Origin of the sequence: Clostridium sp. 19966 (assembly GCF_032335695.1) — a bacterium.
Lineage (GTDB): Bacteria > Bacillota > Clostridia > Clostridiales > Clostridiaceae > JACTOJ01.
Genome location: NZ_JACTOJ010000006.1, coordinates 125,862 through 151,201 on the forward strand (window position 1 = coordinate 125,862; position 25,340 = coordinate 151,201).

Consider the following 25,340-nt stretch of genomic DNA (forward strand, 5'->3'; position numbering starts at 1 on the left):
CCTATATTCCAAGCTCGCTCATCTTTTCTGATATACTATCAAAATCAATGTTTGAACTATTATATTCATCCCATTTTTTCTTACTCCATATTTCAACTCTTGTAGAAACTCCTATGCTTACTATTTCCTTTTCTATTTCAGCATATTCTAATAAATTTTGTGGAATTAAAGCTCTTCCCTGTTTATCTACTTCAATTTCATTAGCACCTGAAAAGAAAAACCTTACAAACGCTCTTGCATCTTTACTGGAAAGCGGAAGACTTTTAAGCTTTTGTTCTAATATTTTCCATTCGCTTATGGTGTAAGCATAAAGACAACCGTCTAGACCTTTTGTGAGCACAAAAGTTTCTCCAATTTCATCTCTGAACTTTGAAGGAATTATCATTCTGTTTTTACTGTCAACAGCATGTTGATACTCACCAATAAACATGTTACACCCCTTTTTGTATTTTATCTCCACTTTTAATGTTTTTTGCTCCACTTTGCTCCACTTTAACCCACTAACAAAAACTATTCTATATAAAAATAAAAAATCCTTCTTTTTTGTGATAATTTTGTTTTACTTTTTTAATATTATTTTTAATTTATTTATATAAATTTAGTTTGTTATATTTTCTAGACATTATATAGTTGAAATAAAGGTATTACTAATGTATAATTTTTAATTGTACTAAAAGGCTTTATTAATGCAAAGTTTACATATAATAGGAAGCCGATAGAATAAATTTGATATATAAATAAAGAAAGGAATGCTCATATATGAAATTAGGAATAGTTGGTTTACCAAATGTGGGCAAAAGTACGCTATTTAACGCCATAACAAAAGCTGGCGCTGAGTCCGCTAATTATCCCTTCTGCACTATTGAACCAAATGTAGGTGTAGTAGCAGTACCAGATAAAAGATTAGATGTTTTAGAAGAAATGTATTCTTCAAAAAAGAAAGTATATGCCACTATAGAATTTTACGATATAGCAGGTCTTGTAAAAGGAGCTAGCCAAGGAGAGGGTCTTGGAAATAAGTTTCTTTCACATATAAGAGAAGTTTCTTCTATTGTTCATGTGGTTAGAGCCTTTAATGATGACAATATAGTTCATGTTGATGGTTCTGTAGATCCTGTAAGAGATATAGAAACTATAAACCTAGAGCTGATTTTTTCAGACATTGAAGTCCTCGAAAGAAGAATAGAAAAAACAGTTAAGCTTGCTAGATCAGGTGACAAAAAAGCTAAAGAAGAATTGACTCTTCAGGAAAAGTTAAAAGCACATTTAGAAGCAGGTCATCCAGTAAGAACCCTTGAAATTAACGACGATGAGGACGAATTGATCAAAAGTTATTTTCTTCTAACCTCAAAGCCTGTGCTATATGCTGCTAATATATCAGAAGAGGATTTAACAGAAGGAAACTTAGAAAACGAGTATGTAAAAAAAATAAAGGAATTTGCTAATAACGAAAATTCTGAAGTTATTGTTGTATGTGCAAAATTAGAAGAAGAGTTATCAGCCCTTGAAGATGATGAAAAAGCTGAGCTTTTAGCAGATTATGGATTAAATGAAACCGGTCTTAATAAGCTTATACATGCTTCCTACAAATTATTAGGCCTTATGAGCTTTTTAACTGCTGGAGAACAGGAAGTTAGAGCATGGACCATAAAACAAGGCACAAAAGCACCTGCAGCTGCTGGAAAAATTCACTCTGATATAGAAAGAGGCTTTATTAGAGCTGAAATAATTTCTTATGATAAATTAGTAGAATGCGGTTCTGAAGCTGCTGCAAAAGAAAAAGGCTTCTACAGACTTGAAGGCAAAGAATACATAATGCAAGACGGAGACGTAGTTAACTTTAGATTTAACGTATAGTAAATGTAACCAGGAATGGATTATTATCTATTCCTGGTTACATATTTTTTTTGTTCTCTGGAAGCGGCCATTATTATTTCATCATAATTAAGATTTTCATCTCCTAAAATAATCTCTAGCGCATCCTTTAGGCTGCTCATATAATAAATATGAAAATTACTTTTAAATATTTCCTCTTCTATATCTCTTCTTAGTATTAAATCCTCAGAATTTAGCTTTGGTATGATCACTCCTTTGTTCTTGCAGCTTCCTTTTAGCTTGCATACATCATAAAATCCCTCTATTTTTTCTATTATTCCACCTACCGGCTGAACCTCACCAAACTGATTTATAGACCCAGTTACTGCTATATTTTGCCTTACTGGCAGCTTGCTAAGAGCCGATATCATGCTTATAACTTCAGCTACTGAGGCACTATCCCCCTCTATTTTACCGTATAATTGTTCAAAACTTATATGAAAGTCCACATTTACACCGGAATAGCTTCCCAAAAGTCCATTCATAAGTCCTTTTAGTATATTTATTGACTTACTATGAATATTGCCGCTTAAGCTGTTTTCTTTCTGCATATCATAAATCTCACCATTCCCCCTGCAGCAGCTGCAGGTGATTCTTATAGGCCTTCCAAAAGATAAATACCCTATATCAATAACAGAAAGTCCATTAACTGAACCCACTAAACTATTATCCACATCAAATACTATTCTATTATCCTCATAGCTCTGAAGTATATACTTTTCAGTGGATTCCTTCTCATATAATATGCTTTCTATATCTTCTGCCTTAATTTTATTTGTACCATTAGCCTTAGCTTTATTGTTTACCAGCATCAGTATCTTCTTAATTTCTTCATAGTTATAGTTAAACTGTTTCCTATTGCCTGCTTTCCTTGCTAAATATCTAAATATCTCCTTAGCCGACTTTTCTTCAATATGCACCAAAGAATTTTCATTTATTATATATTTTATATTTTCCATTATCATCTTAATATTTGCTACAGTGTTATCTATAAGATTGTCATATTCTACCCTTATTTTAAATATGTCCTTAAATTCATCATCCATATTGTATAGCACTTCGTAAGTTTTATAATCACCTATTATAATAACTTTTGTTTTTATATTTATTTTTTCAGGCTTAAACCTTGTGGGAGATATTAATTCTATATAATTTGTATTTAAATCGAATTTAACGCATTGATTTTCTAAAGCTTTCTTTAAATAATGATAGGAATTAGCATAGGAAAAAAGTGCACTCGCTTTTATTATAAGGCATCCGCCATTAGCTTTTATTAAGCTTCCAGGCTTTATGAGATCAATATTGGTAGTATAGTTTCCGCTATGATTCTCATATTCTATTCCTCCTAGCAGATTAGATATTGCAGGATCTTCTTCTACTATAACAGGAGGAATCGAATCTTTTTCATTACTCACCAAAATTTTAGCTTTATATTTATTTATTATTTTATTTATTTCCTCTTCATCATCATCGTAATTCAAACTGAATATTTCAACTATTTCTCCTTCTATATTCTGACACACTAATTTTAAATAGTTTAATGCATTTTCTTGAGAAGCAAATAAGGAAAAATATTTTGTTTTAACATCATTTGTGGAATCTCCAAAGTATATTATCATTAATTCCTTCATCTGCTGCAGCGCTTCAGCCTCATAATTATTTAATTTTTCCAATACTTCATGGGCTTTTTGTTTTAATGCATTTAATTTATCAATCATTTTTTGCTTTTGTGAAAAATTAAGCTCGTCATACTCCTTTTCAGTCATAGATACTCCATCTTTTAGCGGTACAAAAGAGAATGTGCTCCCAGTAAATTTAATATCAAAATCATATTTCTTAGCTTCGCTGTATAGGCTTTCCACTAATTCATTTCTTTTATTTTGTATCTTTGTAAGCAAGCTTTCTTTTCCATTTAATCCGTCATTATAAAAATCAAATATAACATTTCTGTATGTTTCCTTTATATCTTCTAGAGCATTTTTAAATTCCATACCGCTTCCAGAAGATAATTCCATTACTTTAGGAAACCTTTCATCTTCATAAATTACATAACATAAATCTTTGATATCACTTGCAGCCAAAGTTTCTTGCACTGCCTTTTTTATGCTATCCACCTTTGTTCTAGCAAAATCGTCTATAAGATAAATGTTGTATCCAGTATCATCTATCTTTAAATAGCTCTTTATCTTTTCTAGCACATTATTGTAACTTGGTATATCAATAGATTCCCTGCATTCTTTCATCTTTGATAAATCAATATCATAGGCTACTTTACCATAATCAAATTCATTCTTCATAATAACTTGAAACTCCTCAAATTAAGTTAGGAGTATTCTCCTCCTCCCTTTTATTAATGAGAATAATATAATTTTTTAATTTATCATATAATATAATATTCTAAAATATAATTTTAGGTACAAATTTTTTTAATTATACAATTTTCTGAAATACTTTCCTATGATATAATAGTATGAAGACTTATAAACATAAAAGCAGTTTATAATTAGGGATTGGAATAAACGTTTAAATTTTTAAATTGTACAATTTCCTAAATAAATATTAAGTTTTTAAATTTTTATAAATATAATATTTACAATATTGAAAAGGAGCTACTAAATATGGGATTCAAAGAGAAATTAGCAAAGTATTATCAAGATACAGCTATGAAAAAGTACGGTGATAGACTTACTCAAATTAAAGGTAATGTACTTTCTGTAAAAATTGAGGAGAAAAAAATACTTTGGATATTCTATAAAATTAAGGCTGTAATTATCGTTAGACCTGAAAGAAGCAAAGGAGTTATATCCTGCGTATACAAAAGAAATAGATGGTTTAAAAAGCCTACATTTATATCGGTATCTCAAGGAAATCTTGTTATAATTCAAGGACTTAAAGGAAAGAAGAAGAAGTCAAAGGATGCTGTGAGCGACGGTATAGAAATAGCAAATGTTATAAATATCACCACCAAAAAAGAACTGCATCATGTTGAGGGTGATATAATGAAAAAAGCTACAAAGGTCCAATATAAATATAAATAAGGAAAACTCGAAAGAGCTTTCCTTATTTTCTTGTTATATATAAGTACATGCTGTTGATGAAAGCTATTATAGCTGAAAAAAATACTACCACAAGAAGCTGTGCCGCATTTAATGCTACAGTGCCAAAAATACCTTGAAATAATGGAATATAAACTACTGATACTATCATGCAGATTGATATAGCCACTGCTCCAAGAAGATATGGATTTGTAAATGGATTTATTTCAAATATAGATTTTCTCTCAGATCTGCACTCAAAAACATGAATTAACTGGGACAAAACCAATGTGGATAAAGCCATAGTTCTGCACTTTTCTAGAGAATATCCATAATTTTTTCCCACAATAAAGGTCATAATGGTACATATTCCTATAAGCCCGCCTCTAAGAACAATTTTTTCAGTAAGACCTCTAGCAAAAACTCCTTCCTCCTTTGGTCTTGGCTTCTCATTCATAATATCTCCATCTGGAGGATCTACGCCTAGTGCTATGGCTGGCAGTCCATCTGTAGCTAAATTTACAAGCAATATTTGTATTGCTGTAAGAGGTACCTCTAAATTGTAAAGGCTTGCTAAAAACATTGTTAATACCTCTCCTAAATTGCAGGATAATAGGTATCTGATAAATTTCCTTATATTGTTATATATTACTCTGCCCTCTTCTACAGAAGCCACTATGGTAGCAAAATTATCATCCAAAAGTATCATAGATGCAGCCTCTTTGGTGACATCCGTACCAGATATGCCCATGGCTATACCTATGTCAGCTTCTTTTACTGCAGGAGCATCATTAACTCCATCACCGGTCATAGCTACTATCTTATTTTTACTTTTGAAGCATTTAACTATTCTAAGCTTATGATTAGGGTTAACTCTTGCAAAAATAGACATCTTATCTATTTTACTTTTAAGCTCCTTATCTGAAAGCTTATCCAATTCTTCTCCAGTAATAACTTCCTCCATGGATTTACATATATTAAGTTCCTTTCCTATAGCAAAAGCTGTATTTTTATGATCACCAGTGATCATAACTGGTTTTATCCCTGCTATTTTACATTTAAGCACAGCATCCTTTACTTCTTTCCTAGGAGGATCTATAATCCCTGCCACCCCTACAAAAACCAAATCTTTCTCCACAGATCTGCTATAAGTTATCCCATCTTTTTTATAAGCTCCGGCTATGCATCTTAAAGCTTTATTGGACATAGCCTCCACTGCAGCCTCTACTTGTCTTTTATAATCCGGAGTAAAAACCTTAACTTCCCCGTTTATGAGTATCCATTTGCATCTTTCAATTATTCTTTCTGGAGCCCCTTTAACATAGCATATCTTAACTCCATTTTCTTTCATTATTACAGTCATCATCTTCCTGCTGGAATCAAAAGGAACTTCATATTCTCTTAAAGAATTTAGTGTATATTTTTTTAATTCCATAACATCTCTAAAAAACACTCTAATTAGAGCTGTTTCAGTAGGATCACCAAAAACTGCCTGCTCTACACTTTTCTTTTCAAAATCAAAACTGCAATCACTGCAATTTACAAATATTTTTTTAAGCATGCTATTATCCTGTGTAATTGTTAATGAAGTATTTTCTAAACTAATATTTCTATTGTTATAGTATAAGGCTTTTACTGTCATCTTATTTTGCGTAAGGGTTCCTGTCTTATCACTGCATATTATGGAAGTACACCCTAGAGTCTCTACTGCTGGAAGCTTCCTTATAAGAGCATTTCTTTTAAGCATTCTTGAAACTCCAAGAGCCAAGGCCACCGTAACTATTGCCGGAAGTCCTTCTGGTATGGCTGCTACAGCAAGGCTTACTCCTAAGAGAAACATATCCATTGGATTGTTTCCTCGCATTATGCCAAGAGCTGTTACTATGGCACATATAACAATGCATAGCACTACTAATACCTTTCCTATTGAATTTAGCTTTTCTTTTATAGGTGATTTCTCCGCTTCTATATTTTGAAGCATATCAGCTATTTTTCCCATTTCTGTGGACATGCCCGTGTATATAACTCTTGCAGTGGCTTTCCCACTCATAACTATAGTTCCCATAAATATTTTATTCTCTTTATCCCTATTGCTTTTTGTAACTCCAACAGATTCTCCGGTAAGAAGTGATTCATCTACTGTGACAGAGTTAGAATTAAGTATTATGGCATCAGCGGGTATCTTATCTCCGCTTTCAAGAACCAGCATATCTCCTATTACAATAGTCTCAGCATTAATTATCTTAATTTTACCATCTCTTATTACTTTAGCTGTAGGCGCTGCCATGCTTTTTAGGGCTTCCAGAGATTTTTCTGTTTTGTATTCTTGTATAAAGCCCATGAAAGCATTCATAACTATAATAATTATTATAGTAACTGCCTCTCCGGATTCCCCCATATACCATGAGATAACGGTAGCTACCATAAGCACCCAAATTATAAAATCATTAAATTGCTCCAGAAATATTTTATATGGGGATATTTTATTTTTTTTCTCCAATCTATTTAACCCATATTGCTTTAATCGTCTGTTAGCTTCGCTACTTGTAAGTCCATTAAGTATTTGCTTTTCTTCTAACATTTCTCCTCCCAAATATGTACTTGCTATCGTTTCATTCTAGAAACTATATTTTATATATATGTTAATGTCTTTATTGCTATGATGATTTTAAAAGTGCTTTACATTTTTTTATGTAACATTTAAAATAAAGCTATAAGAATCTAAAAAAGAAAGGAATATGACAATGAATGACATAATTTACATAACTGGTCATAAGAATCCAGATTCAGATTCTATATGTTCAGCTATCGCTTATGCGGAATTTAAAAATAAAACTCAAAGTATACCAGCTGTACCGGTGAGACTTGGAGAATTAAATAATGAAACTAAATTTATATTAGAATATTTCGATATTAAACCTCCTATGCTTATAGATACAGTTAAAGCTCAGGTAGCAGATCTTAGCATGGACAAAATAGCTCCGGTTTCTGCTGATATCTCATTAAAAATGGCTTGGAGCCTTATGAAAAAACACAGCATAAACACCCTTCCTGTTACTAACGAGCATAACAATCTTATAGGAATGCTATCAACTTCAAACCTCATAACAACTTTTATGGATGTTTGGGACGATAAAATCCTGTCAAAGAGCAATACTAAAATTGAGAATATAATAGAAGCTCTTTCAGCTAAGGTAAAATTTGTTTCTGATAAAGAGCCAACTTATCATGGAAAAATACTTGTTTCATCTGTTAAAGAAGAAAATATAATTGATAAGCTGGAAAAAGGCGATGTAGTTATTTGTGATAATTCATCAGAAATGCAAAAGCTAATAATCGAAAAAGAAGCTTCCGTTCTTGTAGTTACTGACAACAAAGAAGTTAATGATGATATATTAGAGCTTGCAAAGTCAAAGGATTGCTCAGTAATCATAACTCCTTTTGATGCTTTTACTGCATCTAGACTTATCACTCAAAGTATTCCAATAAGCTATGTTATGACTAGAGACAATATTGTAAGCTTTAATACAGATGATTTCGTGGATGAAGTAAAGGACATAATGCTGGAAACAAGATATAGAAGTTATCCTGTATTAGATAATAAGGATAAGGTTATTGGAAGTATTTCTAGATATCATCTTATATCTAAAAACAAGAAAAAGATTATAATTCTAGACCACAGCGAAAAATCTCAATCTGTTCATGGTCTTGAGGATGCAGATATATTAGAAATAATAGATCATCATAGAATAGCAGATATTCAAACAGGAAACCCTATCTATTATAGAAATGAACCTGTAGGAAGTACCTGTACAATAGTAGCTTCTATTTTCTTTGAAAATGGAATTAAGCCAAGCAAGAAGGCTGCTGGAGTATTGTGTGCAGCAATAATATCCGACACTCTTTTATTAAAATCTCCTACTACAACAAATGTTGATAGAATGATACTAAAGAGATTAGCTGCTATAGCTGAAATTGATCCTGAAAAATTCTCTAAAGAAATGTTTAAAGCAGGTACTTCATTAAAAGGAAAAACTTTAGAGCAAATATTCCATCAGGACTACAAGACCTTCTCTGTAAATGATGTAGATTTTGGAGTATCTCAAGTTGGAACAATGGATATAGATAGCTTTGATCCAATGAAAGAGGAAATGCTTGCCTATATGGAAGAAAAAGCGACTAAAGGTAACTTTAATTTCTTATTGCTTTTAGTTACAGATATATTAAATGGCGGTTCAAAAATAATCGCAGCTGGTCCAGACAAAGATTTGGTGCCTAGAACATTTAATGTAACATTAGATGAAAATAACAGTGCTTTCCTTCCAGAGGTAGTTTCTAGAAAGAAACAGGTAATTCCTCCACTCAGTACTACAATAACAAATGGCTAAAAAATTAATTTTAATGGGCAGCGTAATTTAACTCTGCCCATTAATTATTTACAGTAATCATATAAAATACTGCAAATGCTAAAATACATATGCAATATGCTATGGATAAATAATCCTTTATGCAGGATATTTCAATTTTATTTTCATATTGTCCATAATTTTTTATATAATTAATGCCCTCCAACGAAAAATAATAATAAAAATTAACTTTTTCAATATAGGCTCCAAAAATATCTATATTCAGGAGCGGTCTAATAACACAATTTAAAGTGTAATCACCTTTGAAATCTATCTTTATAATTTTATTTCTGAAAATATACACGGAATACAAAAATGGCTGAGTAAGCATAGCAGGTATTATTGTCATAATATTATATAGGGATCTTAATATTTTGTAATCGTTACTTTCCCATATATTAGCTATGAGAAAATAAACTATTGCAGCCTTATTACCCAAAATTATTATATAAAATAATGGTGCTATAAATCCAGTTACCACAGCTCTGGATATGGTGGATATGGATGCATAAAAATGTGTGTCTTTCTCCATCACATTCTTTCTCTCTGCGTTACTTATATCTATTACAATAAGCAATGTTAATAAATCATAAATTTCCTCTGGTGCTCTAATATGAATAAAAATTAAAATAACCAATCCAAATAAATATGTGTATTCTGCAATATGTATTTTTTTCACTATTCTTACTAAAAATCTATCTATACCTTTAAAAAAGTAACTTCTATCTACCTTCCAGAGAACTATGCTTATTAAACATCCAAACAAATATCCTACCCCAAAAAAATTCCTCCATATTCTATTACTATATATATTATTTATATTATAAGCATGCATATTTATTACTAAAATAATTTAAAATACAGCCAAATAAAAAAAGAATGGCAGCTATAATACCATTCCTTTTTCAAAGCTTTAGTTTTTATAATTATTCAGTAACATCATTGATAGGTACTTTTCTAATCCTAATATCCTCTGAGCTTCTAAAGAGATTAGAAATACTTCCAGCCTCATCGTTAACGCTTTGAGGATCAACACATCTTACTGCGGGAGAATAAACGCTGTATTCTTCCGTATATGGATTAGCTTCAAATTCTCTAGAAGCATAAGGGCATACCACTTGCCCTTTGTTCATTCTATGCATACAATGATTTTGATATAACATAGGACATGCCATAAATTCATCGTAATTTAACATATCAACACTCCAAATAATAAATTATTCACTGTATCATTATATGCTGAATTATTTGTATTATATACATTAATGAAATTATTTTCCTCGTAAATTATTTGCTAAGTTCCACATATCATCTGCTACCTTTATTCCCTTTGATCCAAGTTCATAGGCTCTCTGGGTTACTATCATATCTGTCATTTCCTGTCCCATATCAACATTGGAACCCTCTAGCATGTTTTGCCTTATGTCGCTACCTGTTACTGTAGTAACGGCTGCACCATTTACTGGCTGATATAAATTATCCCCTATTGATGCAAAAGCTTCGCTTCCTTGTGATTGGTATAAAGATATTTTTCCTACATTAACGTAGTTTCCATTTTCTTTTACAGTTATATTTCCATCAGAAGAAATTGTGAAATTATCTTTAGTGAATTGCACAGTTTTAGGATCTACTCCAGCATTATATTGAATATCTAATCTGTTTCCTTTACTATCTACTAATTGTCCATTGCCATCAATCTCAAATTTGCCAGCTCTGCTATAAACTTTATTACCATTAGTATCTGTTAATCTGAAATAGCCAGGACCATCTATAGCCAAATCAGTAGCTTGGTTAGTAACCTGCAATGGTCCTTGAGTATTGTCTCTTATCCAATCAGCTGCTCTAACTCCTGTACCTGTAAAAGGATCCTGCCCCCTAGTAGTATTATCCGTAACTGCGTACCCATTCTTTTTGAAAGTATCATAAACTAAATCTTTAAAGCTTACGGTCTCTCTTTTATATCCATCCGTTTCAGAGTTTGCAATATTATTTGAAATAGCATCCATTTTTTCTTGATTAGCTGTCATAGAACTTCTACTGTTCCAAAATATAGTAAGCATCTTGTTATCACTCCTTTATGAAATAAATTTATCTTACAGTACCTACGTCATTAACTGCCTTACCTAATGTTTCATCCATAGCTTGCACAACTTTTTGATTTGATTCGTAGATTCTATAAGCAGTCATCATGTCTGTTACTGCATTTGCTACATTCACATTAGAGTTTTCTAATTTTTTTTCATTTACTACCGCATCAGAATTTATAGGATTCTGAGCTGAATATAGATTGTCGCCGATTTTTTGCATTGAATTATAATTATTAAAGTCAACTAAATCAAATTTGTAAGCTTGTTTACCATCTAAATAAAGATTATTACTGCTGTCCATAGTCAACTTAGCATTTCCGACCTGTATTGGTTCATCAGCACCAGTGGCAGAATTCCTGCCCATAACTTTATTTCCACTTTCATCTATTAAATATCCATTTAAATCTACGCTAAAATGACCATCTCGGGTATAATAGTTAGTTAAATTTCCAGTACCATCATCTTTTGAAACTACAAAGAAGCCTTTACCATTTAAAGCAAAATCAGTATCCAATCCCGTATCCTTTAATATGCCCTGGGAAAAATCAGTAGTCGTCTCATCAACAGCACTGCCATAGCTTAAGCTTCCGATAACAGATCTTTGATTTTTACCATTGACTATGTTTTGATAGTTTTGAAGCATAACTTCTTTAAAATCTTTTACTTTGACATCATCTGATTTATATCCAGTGGTATTAGCATTGGAAAGGTCCTGAGTTATAACATTCTGTCTAGCCTCCTGAGTCATTAAGCCTGTAACTGCAGTATATAATCCTCTTATCATTAACAATTTCCTCCTCTATTTTAACACTTTAGATTCGCTGTAATAATCCATTCCAAGGGCTCTAGCCTTAGACTCGACTGTACTCCTTGACATGCTACTTTGAGCTATGCTCATCATTGCAGTAGCTATTATTATTCCTATACCTACTCCTATGAGCAATTTTCTATCTAATAAAAATCTACCAAGCTTTTTTATTTGAGGTATAATTCTTTTATTAATAATACCTCCCCCTTACCTATACCTAATTTTTCACATATTTCATCTATGCTGAATCCAGATTTCAATAATTCTTCTATTTCATTCACTCTGACGCCGGAGTTTCTTTCATGTGTGCTTTCTTTATTTTCCACTAGCTCTTTTGGTTCTTCTTCTAAAGTTTCATCCTCCTGGTTTTCAGGAATTTCTTCTTCTTTATCTATTGAAAATCTTGATTTTATTTCCTGAATTTCCTGTTGAAGCTCTAATACTGTTTCAGCAAATTCCTTTCTCATATTAACTATAGAAATTTTTTCTTCAGTAACAGCTTCCTGATTTTTCTTAAAAACAGATTTAAATGCATTTTTTTCCTTTAAATAGTATATAGAATTGATTAATATCAACAATATTCCGACAATATACAAAAATATAGCCATGAGTTTTTCTCCAATTTAATAGAATTCTTCATACTTAAATTTTTTCAGTATGCTTCTCATATGAGTTATCGCCCTGCTATGAAGCTGACATACTCTTGATTCAGATACATTAAGCACCTTTCCTATCTCTTTAAGCGTAAGTCTTTCATAATAATATAAGGAAAGTATAGTTCTGTCTTTTTCATTTAACTCTTCTATAGCCTTGGTTATCATTTGAATTTCTTCTTTTTCCTCTAAGGATCTTTCAGGACTAGGACTTTTTTTGTCTTCAACAGTACCCTTTAATTCCATATCATCATCCTCAGTAAATAATACATCTTCTAAAGACACTTGGGATATGTAATTTATATAGCTGTCAATTTCACTTATTTCTTTTGTTGTGATATTTAGTTCTGCTGCTATTTCCAGTTCGGTAGGCTCTCTTAGAAACTTTCTTTGAAGCTTTTCGACGGCTTCATTATATCTATTAAGCTTATCTATGGCACCTTTAGGAATAGGACTATTTTTCCTTATTTCATCTATCATTGCTCCCTTTATTCTTATGGAAGCGTAGGTGGAAAATTTCATGCCTTTTGACTCGTCAAATTTATTTATTGCATCCATCAACCCTATCATGCCATATCCAACTAAATCTTCGTATTCCATATACTTACTCTTTCCAATTATTACTCTGGATGCAATGTATTTTACAAGTGGAATATATTTACTTATAATTTGCTCTCTAAGATCTAAAGTATTAGCAAACTCCATGCTTATTCCCCCCACGTTTTTTATTTTTTAATCATATTTAATATAAATAGTCCTAAATGGTCTTAATCAATTTTTTAACTGCTTTCTCATAATTTTAAATATGTTTTGTATTATTTTATCTCTAGTTTTATCATCCATTTCAATAAAGCTTATCCCGTAATAAAACTGTTTATCCTCTGCTTTTTCTTTTCTTACAACTTCTCCAAATATTTTTATATTTTCTCCCTCTATGGACATATTACCTAATATGAATTCATTTAAACTTAGTTCATCAGCTGTCTTTAATCTGAAACCTCCGCCGCTTAAATCTACTAGCACTCCTGATAGATTTAAATCATCTTCTTTAATTTGTTCCAATTTTTTTCTATCAATTTTATTAATTAATTTGCTGTATTTTATACTGTACCTTATATTTATTCTTACAAATTTTCTTCTTTGTATTTTTATTATATTTTTAGGCCTATCTAATATCAGTACAGGAACATTTTGTTCTTTTTTTCTGGTTATCACTGTGGCAGTAAATTTATAAACATGTGTATTATCATAGTATATTACTTCTAATTGTTCTCCAACCTGTGGAGTTATATATACACCATCACGAACAGGCAAACTTATGCTTAAGTTTTCCTCATTAGTATCCTGTATTATACTTTTGAATGCCATATCATCCTTTAAAATTTCAACTCTGCTGTTAATGTTCAATTCAATGTCCATAGATACCCCCGCTAAGAAAAAATATTAAAAACTTTTTTGAAAAATCCCTGAACACCTGTACCCTGGCTGCTGACCGGAAGTCCCATTATATTGTTTGCTATTCTTTCTAAATCCTTAGCCGCATCACAGCCTGGATATGAAACTACAAAGGGCTGCTGAGAACGAACCGCCATAACTACCTTTTTATCTTCAGAAATCATACCTAAGTATTGAAGTTCCATCTTTAAAAAATTTGATACAGCTCCATTAAACTTATTATAAGTTACCAAGGCTTCTTTCTCATCTAGGGCCCTGTTTATAATAACTTTTGCTTTTGATTTAAGCCTAAAGTGATTTACCGCTTTAACTAAACTATAGGCATCTGTAAGAGATGTAGGTTCTGGAGTGGTTAGAATTATAAGTTCTTCGCAGCAAGCTATAAAACCAAGTACGCTTCTATTTATTCCAGCCCCAGTATCCATAAGGATATAATCTAAATTGTCTAAGCTTGTCAGTTTTTCTAAAAAGCTGTTTCTTGTCTCTTCAGAAAAATCTTCAATCTTATTTAAGCCTGATCCAGCAGGAAGGAGCTTAACCCCAAATGGTCCTTCAATTACTACTTCTTCAATAGTTTTATTATTAACTATTATATCAAAAATATTGTATTTTGGCAAAAAGCCCATTAATACGTCATCATTCCCCATGCCTACATCCGCATCAATTATCATGACCCTGTTACCAAGCTTTTGAAGAGTTATAGCAAGGTTCACCACTAAATTACTTTTTCCAACCCCGCCTTTTCCTGAAGTAACAGTAATAACCTTAGCTTTATTTGATTTTTGGGAGTTTCCTCCAGCCAATTTTCTAAGTTTTTCTGCTTGATCTAACATACTGTTTCTTCTCCTAATATTAAATTACATATTTCATCAGAATCCATAGTTTTTATATCATCAGGTACATTTTGACCAGTAGTAACAAAATTCAACGGTTTTCCAGAATATTTTAATATATTCAGCAAAGAGCCATAAGTCGAAGTCTCATCCAATTTTGTTATTATAACACTGTTATAATTTAATACTTTAAACCCTTCGGCAATAGCTTCAATGTCTTTAGTTTTAGTGGTGCAGCTCATAACCAAATTAATATTGGTAGAATTGGTTTTTTCTACAAATGCTCTTAATTCAGAGATTTGCATGGTATTTTTGCTGCTTCTTCCAGTAGTATCTACAAGCACTACATCGCAGTGTGACATTGATTCCAATGCCTTTTCCATTTCTTTCATGGTAATGACTACCGAGAAAGGTATGTTCATAATTTCTGCATAAGTTCTAAGCTGTTCTACCGCACCTATTCTATATGTGTCTACTGTTATTAACCCCACTGACTTTTTTTCAATAAGAGCTAATTTACCAGCTAGTTTTGCTATGGTTGTTGTTTTTCCCACACCAGTTGGACCTACAAGAACTACCACTCCATCCATATTTACTTTTGAAACCTTTATATAGCTCTTCACTATATTTTTTAATTTTTCTTTCTCATCTAATTCCGTCTTATCATTTTTTATTCTGGTTAAAACATTCTTTATTATGTTTTCATCTATATCTGCATTTTCCAAATCCTTTTGCAATTTAGTTTTTCTTGCAGATTGAGTTTTGCTAGAGCCTTGAGTTATTTCAGAAAGCATATCCTTCATTTCTTGAAATTCTTTCATCAATAACTCATCTCTATTGGATGCTATGGAATTTTCTAATACTGGAGCCCCCAAACTAACTTCTCTTTGCTGCTGAATTTTGCTTATATCTTCCGCTGCTTTTTTTTCTTCACTATCCTTTTGTATTTTGTCATTTAATATCTGTTTTATAGTATCAATACTATTATTATCTATATTTTTATATTCTTTTTTCTTCGTATCATCCACAGCAGCAGTTACCTCAATTATCTTTGGAGAAAACAGCCCTGAAATACCACCTTTTCTCACTTTTCTTTGACTTACAATTACGGCTTCATTTCCTAACTCGTATCTTATCCTTGTCATAGCTTCATTCATGTTTTTTACTAAATACCTTTTTATAATCATTAGACAGTCACGACTCCTTCTGCTCTAATTTCAACATCGTTAGGTATCTCATTTAAAGACAGCACAACTATGTTAGGGTACACCATTTCTATAAGCCTTCTAAAGGCTGGCCTTATTTTTGGAGAAACTAATAATATAGGTACATTATCATAAAAATTAACGCTCTCCATAATATTCTTTATAGCTGCCAGTATAGCCCCTGTTGTATTAGGATCTAAGGCTGGGAAAGTTCCCTGCACAGATTTTTGAAGGTTATTTGCTATAGTGTCCTCTAATTTAGGATCTAATGTAGCCACTGTGATTGCTCTATTTTCATCTATTAATGGATTGCATATTGTTCTAGCTAATGCAAATCTAACATATTCAGTTAGAAGTTCAATATCTTTAGTAACTCTCGAATTATCAGCCAAGGATTCTAATATTGTAACCATATCCTTTATTGGAACCTTTTCCTTAAGCAGGCTTTGAAGCACTTTCTGCAATTCTCCTATGGTCATCAAATCTGGTATAAGTTCTTCAACCACAGCACTGTATTTTTCCTTAACAGATTCTATTATCATCTTAACTTCCTGTCTGCCCAATAGCTCATAGGAATGAGCTTTAATTGTCTCAGTAAGATGAGTAACCATTACTGTTATAGGATCAACTACTGTGAGGCCTTTTATTTCAGCTTCTTCTCTCTGATCTTTATTTATCCAGACAGCTGGAAGTCCAAAAGTAGGCTCCATAGTCCTGATACCAGGTATTTCTGCAATTTCATTTGTAGGATCCATGCATAAAAGCATATTAGGCATTAATTCTGAAGATGCTATTACTGTTCCTCTAATTTTAATAACATATTCATTAGTTTTTAATTGAAGGTTGTCCCTTATTCGTATAGGTTGTACAACAACTCCCATCTCTATAGCACACTGCCTTCTAACGGAAGATATTCTCTGAAGCAAATCTCCTCCTGAAACTTCATCAGCTAAAGGAATAAGACCATAACCTATCTCTACTTCCATAGGCTCCACAGAAATTAGATTCATTACATTCTCTGGTTCTTTTCTTTCAGTTTCTATTATTTGCGCTTCTTCATGAGCTTTTTCCATAATTGCTTTTTCCTCTTCATCTTTTCTAAGGAAATATGCTCCTAAACCAATAGAGATTGAAAGTACTAAAAATGGTATGGTTGGAAATCCCGGTATAAAAGCCAACAATCCAAGTATTGCAGAGGCAATAGCTAGTACCTTTGGGAACGCTATAAACTGCTTTGCAAGTACATTACCAAAATTGTCTTCTCCACCTGAACGAGTAACTAGAATACCTGAAGCTACAGATATTAGAAGAGCAGGAATCTGGCTCACAAGTCCATCACCTATGGAAAGACGTACAAAAGTTGTAGCTGCCTTTGAGATATCATAATTCATCATTACGACACCTATTATTATTCCTCCAAGCACATTAATCATGGTTATTACAATTCCGGCTATGGCATCACCTTTTACGAACTTAGATGCACCATCCATAGCTCCATAAAAATCAGCTTCTTTCTGAAGGTTTTCTCTTCTCTTCCTAGCCCCTGCCTCGTCAATTAGTCCTGCACTTAAATCTGCATCTATGCTCATCTGTTTTCCAGGCATAGCATCCAATGTAAATCTGGCAGATACTTCTGCTACTCTTCCTGCACCATTAGTTATAACTACGAATTGGACAACTATTATAATAAGAAATATGATTATTCCCACCACGTAATTGTTACCAACTACGAAGCTTCCAAAGGCTTCAATTATTTTTCCAGCATCAGCTTGACTCAATATAAGTCTTGTAGAGGATATGTTAAGCGCCAATCTAAAAAGTGTAGTTATAAGTAGCATGGTAGGAAATACAGAAAACTCTAATACGTCAGTAGTGAACATAGTGAGTAGTATAATTACCATGGCGATGCTTATATTGGTTGCTATGAGAATATCCATAATCCAAGTAGGCAAAGGTATTATAATCATTAAGATAATACCAATTACGCCAAAGGCAACAACAGTATCAAATTGGTTTTTAATGCTAAAGCTTCTTTTAGTGTTGTTATTAACAGCCAATAATATCACCCTTTATAATTTATTTATGATTGCTTTTTTTCTTCATTTTAAACACAACAGCTAGTATTTCAGCTACAGCCTGATACATGTTGACTGGGATTTGAGAATCCAGCTCAACTTCTTCATATATCATCCTGGCTAAAGGTTTATTTTCTATTATTGGAACCTCATTTTCTTTTGCGATTTCTTTTATTTTTAAGGCGGTAATATCAGTTCCTTTGGCAACCAATATTGGTGCCTCGCTTTCTTTATCATCGTACTTCAATGCTACTGCTATATGAGTAGGGTTCGTAATAACCACTGTAGCATCTGGAACTGCAGCCATCATTCTTCTTCTGGATATTTCTCTTTGCTTTTGCTTTATTTTCCCCTTAATTTGAGGATCACCTTCACTTTGCTTAAACTCTTCTTTAATTTCCTGCTTAGTCATTCTAAGATCTTTTCTATAATTATATTTCTGATATATAAAGTCCACAACCGCTATAATGATGGATGCGATGGTAATCTTTATAAATATGCCAATAACTATTTTACTAAATTGTATAGGTATTTCTGAAATACTCATATTGCCCATATTCATTATGTCATTGTAATTGTCCTTAACATAGCCATAGCCTATATAGCCAACTACAGTTATGATGACTATTTGCTTTAAAGTCTCCACCAGCGTTTTAGGTGAAAATATCCTTTTTAATCCTGATAATGGATTTATTTTAGAAAAACTTGGTTTTATAGGTTCTCCTGTAAATAAAAAACCAGTTTGAGCAAAACTAGACACTATTCCCATAAGCATTATTGGAAGCACAATGGGAAGAAATATCATTGCCATTTCATATATAAACATCAATGATACTTGACTTAATTTAACAAAGCTCATATTATCTTTAAAGTTTTGGGTAAAAAAGTATATTAAAATTGCTTTAAAACTTTTTCCAACATAAGGGCCTACTATAGATATTACTAAAGTGCAGGCAAGTAAAGTAAAAGAAAGTCCAATATCTTTACTTCTGGCTAGCTGACCCTTTTTCCTAGCATCGCTTTTCTTTTTAGGGGTAGCCTCTTCTGTTTTATCTTCAGATGCAAATATCAATATTCCTGGAATTGCCTTAAATATATCATTGTATATCTGAGGAATATTATTAAAAGCGTTTATCATAAAATTTATGAATATAGGTATGGCTAAAGATACAGATAAGAAACCTATTAATATCTTTACAGGAAGACCAAGTATCATAATATTAAGCTGCGGAACTGTTCTTGAAACGAGTCCCATGGTTATATCTGTCAGAAGTATTATAAACACTATGGGTATGGCAATTTTTAGCCCTAGAGCAAAATAGCTTGTAATAGCATTTATACCCGCCATTATGGTTTCATTAAATATGATGGTTTTTCCTATACCTACAATTTTAAAGCTTTGTACTAATGCTTTTATTAGCATATGGTGCCCATCTATTAATAAAAACACTATAAAGCTCACCCAATACATTAATCTTTGAATTAAAGTTGTACTAGTTTCTGAATTTGGATCAAACATGGTGGCCATGGATAGTCCTATTTGTATATCTATCATCTGCCCAGCCATACTGAAAACCAAAAAACAAATATTTGTGATAGCTCCTAAAAATAATCCTGTAATAACCTCATTAATCATAAAAAAATATATACTAAAATTTGAATCTATAGAATTCACAGCTGTAACATCTATAGATGGAACAATAATCATGGCTATTACAGCAGAAAAAAATGCTTTCATAATTGCCGGTGTTCCCTTTGGGAAAAAAATAGGCACTAATGCAGTAAAAGTAACCATTCTTAAAAATATTAATAAAAGTGCTATGTAATACGATGTGCTTACCAACTTTATCCTCCTGCCTATTTAGTTACCTGAGTTATGAGATCGAATATTCTTACTGTAAAATCCATTATTTTGTGGAGCATCCATCCTCCTGCTATAAGTCCTATAACAGCTATTGCTATAAGCTTAGGAACAAATGTTAAAGTCTGCTCCTGAATAGATGTAGTTGCTTGAAAAATACTTATTAACAAACCTATCACTACTGATACTATAAGTATTGGCGCCGATACCAATAATCCTGTAGTAATAGCATCCTTTACAATTCCCACCAGTAAATTTTCATTCATACATTATCACCTCACGAAAAACTTAATACTAAGCTCTTAACAAGCAGGTACCATCCATCTACCATAACAAATAAAATTAATTTAAATGGAAGTGATACCATAGACGGAGGCAGCATGAACATACCCATGGACATAAGTACACTAGCTACAACTAAATCAATAATTAAAAATGGTATATACAAAAGAAAACCTATGGTAAATGCAGTTTTCAGTTCGCTAATGGCAAAAGCAGGTATAACTACATATAATGGCACATTGTCTTTTGTAGCGTCCTTAATATTAGACATATCAATGAAAAGTTTTAAATCCTTTTGCCTAGTCTGCTTAAGCATAAAGGTTCTAAGCGGTTTAGCCCCTTCATCTATAGCTTGCTGCTGAGTGATTTTATTATTCAAATAGGGTTGTATGGCATTATTATTTATCTGAATATATGTAGGAGCCATAATAAATATGGTAAGAAAAATTGCAAGCCCAACCAACACTTGATTAGGTATTGACTGCTGTGCTCCCAGCGCTCCTTTTAGGAAAGAAAAAGTTACAATTATCCTTGTAAAACTTGTCATCATAATTATGATTGATGGCAACATGGACAATATGGTTAATAAAATCAGCAGTTGAATATTATTAACATAATCTTTGGGAGTAGTTCCTCCTCCATTAACAGAAAAGTTTACATTTGGCACAGTAACTTGTGCTGGAGCTGCGTATGCTGTTTTATTTATTGCCAATAAGCCTATTGTAATTATACAAATAAGCAGTGCTAACCGTCTTAATTTACTCATTGCTTATCTTTCCTTTTTTTCTTTATTTTTGCTATAAATTCATTTATGCTACTAAATTGATCTATATTTTGCTTAACTTCTAATTTCTGCAGTTCGTCCTCTTCCATTTCTTTTAAAATTTTTATTTCTCCAGCAGCAGAGGAAATTAAATATCCCTTATCTCCAACTTTTACAATAAGAAGAATGTTATCTTTAGACAAAGCTGTTCTTTCCAGAATACTAATAGCTTTTCCATTCTGAAATTTTACTAATTTATTTCCTCCATATTTTAAAACTGTATGTATTAAAAAAATTATAAAAGGAAGAAAAAATAATATTTCTAAGATCATAGTCCACAAGTTAATATCCATAATAATTCCTTAATCTATTATAAAACTAGTAAAGCTGACACTGGTTACTATGCCCTTTGATAAAAGAGAATTTATGCTGGTTATTATATCTTTTTTAAGTGCATCTGAACCTTGTCCTTGTAATTGATCTTTAGTTTTTTGTCTGATAGTGCTTATTATAGCATCCTTAATAGCTGGAGTTTTTGATGTAAGCTCATCAGGAAGCTTCTTGTTAGTAGAATCATAGGCCAAATTTATAGTTACCTGCAAATGCTTATCTTCATCCTTATCCGCAAGATTAACTGTAAATTCACCTGCATCGAAATAAGTTTCTACAATAGAGGTCTTTTCTACAGAAGCAGTTGAAGAAGTACTAGGCGCTTTCTTAAAGCCAAGCATATAGCCTCCAAATCCAGCTCCTCCCGCTAAAATTAAGCCTAAAAAAACAACTATTATTACTTTAAATAAATTTCCGCCTGATTTCTCTTTTTTCTCTTTTTTATTTTCGCTCATAATAATACTCCCTTCGCTAGTCAGTATATATCTTTCTCTTGTATTCTATAACCTGATGCAGTATTTGCTGACTATTTCCTTGAACCACATATTTTCTACCGTTAGTAAGAGTAATTAAGCATTCAGGAATATCTTCTACCTTTTCAATGTGATCCGCATTAAGTATAAATTCTTTTCCGTCTAATGCTGTAACTTTTATCATAATTTCCTCCTACATTAGAGATTTCAACCTAAAATTAAGGCAATTTATTAATTTAATAGAGAACACCTGTAGTTAATACAAGTATTCCCCATTTATTATTTCTTTATCTCTTTAGATTTATTATATCTTGAAGTATTTCATCACCAGTATTTATCATTTTACTGCTGGCTTGGAAGGCTCTTGAACTTTCAATCATATCAGTAAACTGCTCTGCAAGATCCACATTGGAAGCTTCTAATGTATTCTGAAGTAAATCTCCATATCCTGCACTATTGTCTTCACCAGTGGTACCTATACCGGATCTTAATGTAGCTTCACCAGAGTTTACAGAGCTTGAATATAAATCTCCACCTATAGATTCAAGTCCTCCTGGATTTTTAAAGCTAGCTGTGGCTATCTGTCCAATTGCTGCTACAGTATTATTTTCAAGCTTTGCAGTTATAACTCCTTGTTTGTCTATTGTAAATGATGTAACTTTTAGGTAAGTATTGCTTCCAGGTACTCTTACAGTGTCAGGAATTCTAAGTGTTTTCAAAGTTCCATCATAGGATCTCATATCTTTAGTTGCATCAACAAAGTTTATTACTCCATCTGTTTCAATACTTTGGACAGGTGTACCTCCGTCAGTAGTGCCTGCAGTTATAATTCCAGTTCCATATCCATCAGCGCCAGCCGCAGTTAATGTAGTAGTTATTCCTTTATTAGCCAAAGCGGAATCAATAGCCTGCTGGAGTGTATGAGTTGTTGTGACAGTATTTCCCAATGCATCAGTAGAAGTAGTAGTATAAGGATAATGTCCATCAATAATTATTTTATTATACTTTGTATCAACTGTAACTTGTGGTGTAGCAGTTGCACTTATATTTCCTACTTCAACTGAATAACCTGTTAAATCGTTAGCTCCTGTTGGAATAGTAAATGTATATCCTCCTGCAGTATAAGTCGGTGCTGGCGTAGTTGAAACAAAAGCAGTTGTACTCAATGGAGGAGTTGTTAAAGGAGTTACCTTTCCTGCAACTGTAACAGTTTCAGCTATACCTGCAGCACTAAGAGCCTTATTTATTGCTGAAGCTGCCTGATCTGAAGTAATTCCTGTAGCTTTGGAAAAGTCTCCATTCAAAGTTATTATTTTATTAGTAGTATCTACATTTGCAGTGGCAACCGTATCAGGAGAAACTGTTCCTAACTCAATCTTATATCCATTAACGCCAGCACCAGCGCCAAAGTTAAAGGTAAAGCCTTGGAGGCTTAAATTGTTTGGAGCCTTAGCTGTAGGGTCTTGAAGAGGATTGTCGTTAGTAAGTGAATATCCTAATATTCTATATCCATCAGAATTTAATAGGTTTCCCTCATCATCCAATGAAAAAGCACCATCTCTTGAATACATTATAGACATATTAGCCTTAGTTAAAGAATCAGAAGTTATATTGTGAGTACCTGGCTGCTGATTTACCTGAACTGTACTTCCAAACTGAGTTGGTCCTTTAGCCACCATGAAATATCCACTACCATCTATAGCTACGTCGAGAGGTCTATTAGTAGGCTGCATGTTTCCCTGAGTAGTTATTACATCTATACCTGAAACTGTTACACCAAGTCCAACCTTAGACGCATTTACTCCACCTAAATTGACAGATGGTGCCATGGCACTGTTAACACTTTGACTTAACATATCTTGAAATCTTACTCTGCTGGTTTTAAAGGCTGTAGTGCCTACGTTAGCTATATTGTTACCAATAACATCTAATTTTTCTTGATTTACTTTCATACCGGCTATGCCAGAATACATTGCTCTTAACATTTTATTCCTCCTAAATAATTTAATTTTTCAGCGCATACTCTTTTTGCTATGCTTCCATCGTTCCGCAAAGCATTGTCCCCTATTTAGGTCCGACATCTAAAGTAGCAATACGCTGTCCACATTTGTAAATAAGTTATCTTTTCTCCTGTCTCCGTTCACTGCAGTAATTATAGTTCTGTTTTCTATGCTTGTAACCAATGCCACATCCTTATATAGCATCACGCAATTTTTACAGCCTTTTTCTTCTGCCTTATTAATACCTTCATTAATTTTTTTCATATCGCTGTCAGTAAAAGCTGTTCCATTTAATCTTTCAGCTGCATGATTGGATATTGTAAATCCATTGTCCTTTTCTATTGCCTCTGCAAGCACATTTTTAAAACTTGCTTTATCACTATTCTTACTGCTAACTACAGTATTATTGCTTGGAAAATTTCCAACAGGATACAAGACTCCATTTATAACCCTATATCCCATAACATCACCTATGCTTCATATACTTTTAATATATCAGTATATGGCAAACTTACAGTATCAGTGCCGCCACTAGGCTGTATATTTAACTTTATAACACTTCCATCCACATATACTCCTTTTATGACGCCAGTATAATTCTTTTTATTCGAATCCTGATCACTGAATTCAGCAGTTTTTCCGATAAGTGACGCTGCCGTAAGTAAAAGTGTATTTTGAGACATGGAATTCATATAATTATTGCTTGCTGAATCACCTACATCAGTTACATCTTTAAAATTGAATTGCTTAATAGTTGAATTTCCGCTGCTGTCTGTTACTAAAACATTAAGTATGGAATCACCACTTTGCTGGGTTACAGATTTCACTACTCCCATATATGGATTACCGCTGTCATCAGTAACACTTGTAGCAATCATTCTCCCTACTAATGCACCAGCAGAATTAAAGGTCATCGTATTATTTAGGTTTGCCATTTGTTCCAAAGATGTAAATTGAGCCATTTGAGCAACATATTGTGTGGAATCCGCTGGGTTTGACGGGTCTTGATTAGAAAGTTCAGCAGATAGTATTTTCAAAAAAGCATTTTTGTCCATACTAGAATTTGAATTTATAATCTTTGTGCCCTTTGATGTTACAAGACCATTGTTGCTAATATCGCTTATACTCATTTTTATCCT

The 25,340-nt window shown here is 32.5% G+C and carries 25 protein-coding genes; 3 read left to right on the plus strand and 22 right to left on the minus strand.

The window, feature by feature from the left end:
* Position 1: 1 nt before the first annotated feature.
* Positions 2 to 430 carry a division/cell wall cluster transcriptional repressor MraZ gene (gene mraZ, locus IAI10_RS08190; protein ID WP_315672813.1) on the minus strand — a complete coding sequence of 143 codons (429 nt, stop codon included), beginning with the start codon at positions 428 to 430 and terminating at the stop codon, positions 2 to 4.
* Positions 431 to 759: 329 nt separating this feature from the next.
* Between mraZ and ychF the strand changes: the two genes are divergently transcribed.
* Positions 760 to 1,857, plus strand: coding sequence for a redox-regulated ATPase YchF (gene ychF, locus IAI10_RS08195; RefSeq protein ID WP_315672814.1), 1,098 nt, complete (start codon positions 760 to 762; stop codon positions 1,855 to 1,857).
* A gap of 23 nt (positions 1,858 to 1,880) precedes the next feature.
* Here the strand turns inward: ychF and IAI10_RS08200 are convergent, their stop codons facing one another.
* Positions 1,881 to 4,172 carry an AAA family ATPase gene (locus IAI10_RS08200; protein ID WP_315672815.1) on the minus strand — a complete coding sequence of 764 codons (2,292 nt, stop codon included), beginning with the start codon at positions 4,170 to 4,172 and terminating at the stop codon, positions 1,881 to 1,883.
* Positions 4,173 to 4,493: 321 nt separating this feature from the next.
* On the opposite strand from IAI10_RS08200, the gene IAI10_RS08205 reads away from it, so the two are divergent.
* Positions 4,494 to 4,913, plus strand: coding sequence for a hypothetical protein (locus IAI10_RS08205; protein ID WP_315672816.1), 420 nt, complete (start codon positions 4,494 to 4,496; stop codon positions 4,911 to 4,913).
* A gap of 22 nt (positions 4,914 to 4,935) precedes the next feature.
* Here IAI10_RS08205 and IAI10_RS08210 read toward each other — a convergent pair whose 3' ends face one another.
* Positions 4,936 to 7,491, minus strand: a complete 2,556-nt coding sequence (locus IAI10_RS08210; RefSeq protein ID WP_315672817.1) for a calcium-translocating P-type ATPase, PMCA-type — start codon at positions 7,489 to 7,491, stop codon at positions 4,936 to 4,938.
* A 163-nt stretch (positions 7,492 to 7,654) separates the two neighbouring features.
* Between IAI10_RS08210 and IAI10_RS08215 the strand changes: the two genes are divergently transcribed.
* The gene (locus IAI10_RS08215; protein WP_315672818.1) at positions 7,655 to 9,298 is read left to right on the plus strand and encodes a putative manganese-dependent inorganic diphosphatase; all 1,644 of its coding nucleotides are present in this window, start codon (positions 7,655 to 7,657) and stop codon (positions 9,296 to 9,298) included.
* Positions 9,299 to 9,338: 40 nt separating this feature from the next.
* Here IAI10_RS08215 and IAI10_RS08220 read toward each other — a convergent pair whose 3' ends face one another.
* From IAI10_RS08220 to IAI10_RS08310, 19 genes are all read right to left on the minus strand, one after another.
* Complete coding sequence (locus tag IAI10_RS08220; protein ID WP_315672819.1) at positions 9,339 to 10,082, minus strand: hypothetical protein; 744 nt, start codon at positions 10,080 to 10,082, stop codon at positions 9,339 to 9,341.
* Positions 10,083 to 10,242: 160 nt separating this feature from the next.
* Positions 10,243 to 10,512: a hypothetical protein gene (locus IAI10_RS08225; RefSeq protein ID WP_315672820.1), complete on the minus strand. Its 270-nt coding sequence runs from the start codon at positions 10,510 to 10,512 to the stop codon at positions 10,243 to 10,245.
* Positions 10,513 to 10,587: 75 nt separating this feature from the next.
* Positions 10,588 to 11,376 (minus strand): flagellar hook-basal body complex protein, encoded by a 789-nt coding sequence (locus tag IAI10_RS08230; RefSeq protein ID WP_315672821.1) that lies wholly within the window; start codon positions 11,374 to 11,376, stop codon positions 10,588 to 10,590.
* A gap of 28 nt (positions 11,377 to 11,404) precedes the next feature.
* The gene (locus IAI10_RS08235; RefSeq protein ID WP_315672822.1) at positions 11,405 to 12,187 is read right to left on the minus strand and encodes a flagellar hook-basal body complex protein; all 783 of its coding nucleotides are present in this window, start codon (positions 12,185 to 12,187) and stop codon (positions 11,405 to 11,407) included.
* Between the two features lie 191 nt (positions 12,188 to 12,378).
* Positions 12,379 to 12,819: a DUF6115 domain-containing protein gene (locus IAI10_RS08240; protein ID WP_315672823.1), complete on the minus strand. Its 441-nt coding sequence runs from the start codon at positions 12,817 to 12,819 to the stop codon at positions 12,379 to 12,381.
* A gap of 15 nt (positions 12,820 to 12,834) precedes the next feature.
* Positions 12,835 to 13,569 (minus strand): FliA/WhiG family RNA polymerase sigma factor, encoded by a 735-nt coding sequence (locus IAI10_RS08245; RefSeq protein WP_315672824.1) that lies wholly within the window; start codon positions 13,567 to 13,569, stop codon positions 12,835 to 12,837.
* Between the two features lie 66 nt (positions 13,570 to 13,635).
* Positions 13,636 to 14,283, minus strand: coding sequence for a flagellar brake domain-containing protein (locus IAI10_RS08250; RefSeq protein ID WP_315672825.1), 648 nt, complete (start codon positions 14,281 to 14,283; stop codon positions 13,636 to 13,638).
* An 11-nt stretch (positions 14,284 to 14,294) separates the two neighbouring features.
* Positions 14,295 to 15,152: a MinD/ParA family protein gene (locus tag IAI10_RS08255; protein ID WP_315672826.1), complete on the minus strand. Its 858-nt coding sequence runs from the start codon at positions 15,150 to 15,152 to the stop codon at positions 14,295 to 14,297.
* Positions 15,146 to 16,339 carry a flagellar biosynthesis protein FlhF gene (gene flhF / locus IAI10_RS08260; protein ID WP_315672827.1) on the minus strand — a complete coding sequence of 398 codons (1,194 nt, stop codon included), beginning with the start codon at positions 16,337 to 16,339 and terminating at the stop codon, positions 15,146 to 15,148. Before flhF ends, IAI10_RS08255 begins: the two co-directional genes overlap by 7 nt.
* Positions 16,339 to 18,414, minus strand: a complete 2,076-nt coding sequence (gene flhA / locus IAI10_RS08265; RefSeq protein ID WP_315672828.1) for a flagellar biosynthesis protein FlhA — start codon at positions 18,412 to 18,414, stop codon at positions 16,339 to 16,341. Before flhA ends, flhF begins: the two co-directional genes overlap by 1 nt.
* A gap of 19 nt (positions 18,415 to 18,433) precedes the next feature.
* Positions 18,434 to 20,275, minus strand: coding sequence for a fused FliR family export protein/FlhB family type III secretion system protein (locus tag IAI10_RS08270; protein ID WP_315672829.1), 1,842 nt, complete (start codon positions 20,273 to 20,275; stop codon positions 18,434 to 18,436).
* Between the two features lie 14 nt (positions 20,276 to 20,289).
* Positions 20,290 to 20,559, minus strand: a complete 270-nt coding sequence (fliQ, locus tag IAI10_RS08275; RefSeq protein ID WP_315672830.1) for a flagellar biosynthesis protein FliQ — start codon at positions 20,557 to 20,559, stop codon at positions 20,290 to 20,292.
* 11 nt (positions 20,560 to 20,570) lie between these two features.
* A complete protein-coding gene (gene fliP / locus IAI10_RS08280) occupies positions 20,571 to 21,341 on the minus strand; it encodes a flagellar type III secretion system pore protein FliP (RefSeq protein WP_315672831.1) in 771 nt (256 codons plus the stop codon).
* A complete protein-coding gene (fliO, locus tag IAI10_RS08285; RefSeq protein ID WP_315672832.1) occupies positions 21,338 to 21,691 on the minus strand; it encodes a flagellar biosynthetic protein FliO in 354 nt (117 codons plus the stop codon). Before fliO ends, fliP begins: the two co-directional genes overlap by 4 nt.
* Positions 21,692 to 21,700: 9 nt before the next feature.
* Positions 21,701 to 22,183: a flagellar basal body-associated FliL family protein gene (gene fliL, locus IAI10_RS08290; protein ID WP_315672833.1), complete on the minus strand. Its 483-nt coding sequence runs from the start codon at positions 22,181 to 22,183 to the stop codon at positions 21,701 to 21,703.
* Between the two features lie 16 nt (positions 22,184 to 22,199).
* Positions 22,200 to 22,385 carry a flagellar FlbD family protein gene (locus IAI10_RS08295; RefSeq protein WP_315672834.1) on the minus strand — a complete coding sequence of 62 codons (186 nt, stop codon included), beginning with the start codon at positions 22,383 to 22,385 and terminating at the stop codon, positions 22,200 to 22,202.
* Between the two features lie 103 nt (positions 22,386 to 22,488).
* On the minus strand, positions 22,489 to 24,186 hold the full coding sequence (locus IAI10_RS08300) for a flagellar hook-basal body complex protein (protein ID WP_315672835.1): 1,698 nt from the start codon (positions 24,184 to 24,186) through the stop codon (positions 22,489 to 22,491).
* Between the two features lie 96 nt (positions 24,187 to 24,282).
* On the minus strand, positions 24,283 to 24,663 hold the full coding sequence (locus IAI10_RS08305; protein WP_315672836.1) for a TIGR02530 family flagellar biosynthesis protein: 381 nt from the start codon (positions 24,661 to 24,663) through the stop codon (positions 24,283 to 24,285).
* Positions 24,664 to 24,671: 8 nt separating this feature from the next.
* On the minus strand, positions 24,672 to 25,331 hold the full coding sequence (locus IAI10_RS08310) for a flagellar hook capping FlgD N-terminal domain-containing protein (RefSeq protein ID WP_315672837.1): 660 nt from the start codon (positions 25,329 to 25,331) through the stop codon (positions 24,672 to 24,674).
* Between the last annotated feature and the right edge of the window lie 9 nt (positions 25,332 to 25,340).

Excerpts from the sequence above, each read along its gene's own strand:
- mraZ (WP_315672813.1), bottom strand. The coding sequence starts at position 430 with ATGTTTATTGGTGAGTATCAACATGCTGTTGACAGTAAAAACAGAATG.
- ychF (WP_315672814.1), top strand. The coding sequence starts at position 760 with ATGAAATTAGGAATAGTTGGTTTACCAAATGTGGGCAAAAGTACGCTA.
- IAI10_RS08200 (WP_315672815.1), bottom strand. The coding sequence starts at position 4,172 with ATGAAGAATGAATTTGATTATGGTAAAGTAGCCTATGATATTGATTTA.
- IAI10_RS08205 (WP_315672816.1), top strand. The coding sequence starts at position 4,494 with ATGGGATTCAAAGAGAAATTAGCAAAGTATTATCAAGATACAGCTATG.
- IAI10_RS08210 (WP_315672817.1), bottom strand. The coding sequence starts at position 7,491 with ATGTTAGAAGAAAAGCAAATACTTAATGGACTTACAAGTAGCGAAGCT.
- IAI10_RS08215 (WP_315672818.1), top strand. The coding sequence starts at position 7,655 with ATGAATGACATAATTTACATAACTGGTCATAAGAATCCAGATTCAGAT.
- IAI10_RS08225 (WP_315672820.1), bottom strand. The coding sequence starts at position 10,512 with ATGTTAAATTACGATGAATTTATGGCATGTCCTATGTTATATCAAAAT.
- IAI10_RS08230 (WP_315672821.1), bottom strand. The coding sequence starts at position 11,376 with ATGCTTACTATATTTTGGAACAGTAGAAGTTCTATGACAGCTAATCAA.
- IAI10_RS08235 (WP_315672822.1), bottom strand. The coding sequence starts at position 12,187 with ATGATAAGAGGATTATATACTGCAGTTACAGGCTTAATGACTCAGGAG.
- IAI10_RS08240 (WP_315672823.1), bottom strand. The coding sequence starts at position 12,819 with ATGGCTATATTTTTGTATATTGTCGGAATATTGTTGATATTAATCAAT.
- IAI10_RS08245 (WP_315672824.1), bottom strand. The coding sequence starts at position 13,569 with ATGGAGTTTGCTAATACTTTAGATCTTAGAGAGCAAATTATAAGTAAA.
- IAI10_RS08250 (WP_315672825.1), bottom strand. The coding sequence starts at position 14,283 with ATGGACATTGAATTGAACATTAACAGCAGAGTTGAAATTTTAAAGGAT.
- IAI10_RS08255 (WP_315672826.1), bottom strand. The coding sequence starts at position 15,152 with ATGTTAGATCAAGCAGAAAAACTTAGAAAATTGGCTGGAGGAAACTCC.
- flhF (WP_315672827.1), bottom strand. The coding sequence starts at position 16,339 with ATGATTATAAAAAGGTATTTAGTAAAAAACATGAATGAAGCTATGACA.
- fliQ (WP_315672830.1), bottom strand. The coding sequence starts at position 20,559 with ATGAATGAAAATTTACTGGTGGGAATTGTAAAGGATGCTATTACTACA.
- fliP (WP_315672831.1), bottom strand. The coding sequence starts at position 21,341 with ATGAGTAAATTAAGACGGTTAGCACTGCTTATTTGTATAATTACAATA.
- fliO (WP_315672832.1), bottom strand. The coding sequence starts at position 21,691 with ATGGATATTAACTTGTGGACTATGATCTTAGAAATATTATTTTTTCTT.
- fliL (WP_315672833.1), bottom strand. The coding sequence starts at position 22,183 with ATGAGCGAAAATAAAAAAGAGAAAAAAGAGAAATCAGGCGGAAATTTA.
- IAI10_RS08295 (WP_315672834.1), bottom strand. The coding sequence starts at position 22,385 with ATGATAAAAGTTACAGCATTAGACGGAAAAGAATTTATACTTAATGCG.
- IAI10_RS08300 (WP_315672835.1), bottom strand. The coding sequence starts at position 24,186 with ATGTTAAGAGCAATGTATTCTGGCATAGCCGGTATGAAAGTAAATCAA.
- IAI10_RS08305 (WP_315672836.1), bottom strand. The coding sequence starts at position 24,663 with ATGGGATATAGGGTTATAAATGGAGTCTTGTATCCTGTTGGAAATTTT.
- IAI10_RS08310 (WP_315672837.1), bottom strand. The coding sequence starts at position 25,331 with ATGAGTATAAGCGATATTAGCAACAATGGTCTTGTAACATCAAAGGGC.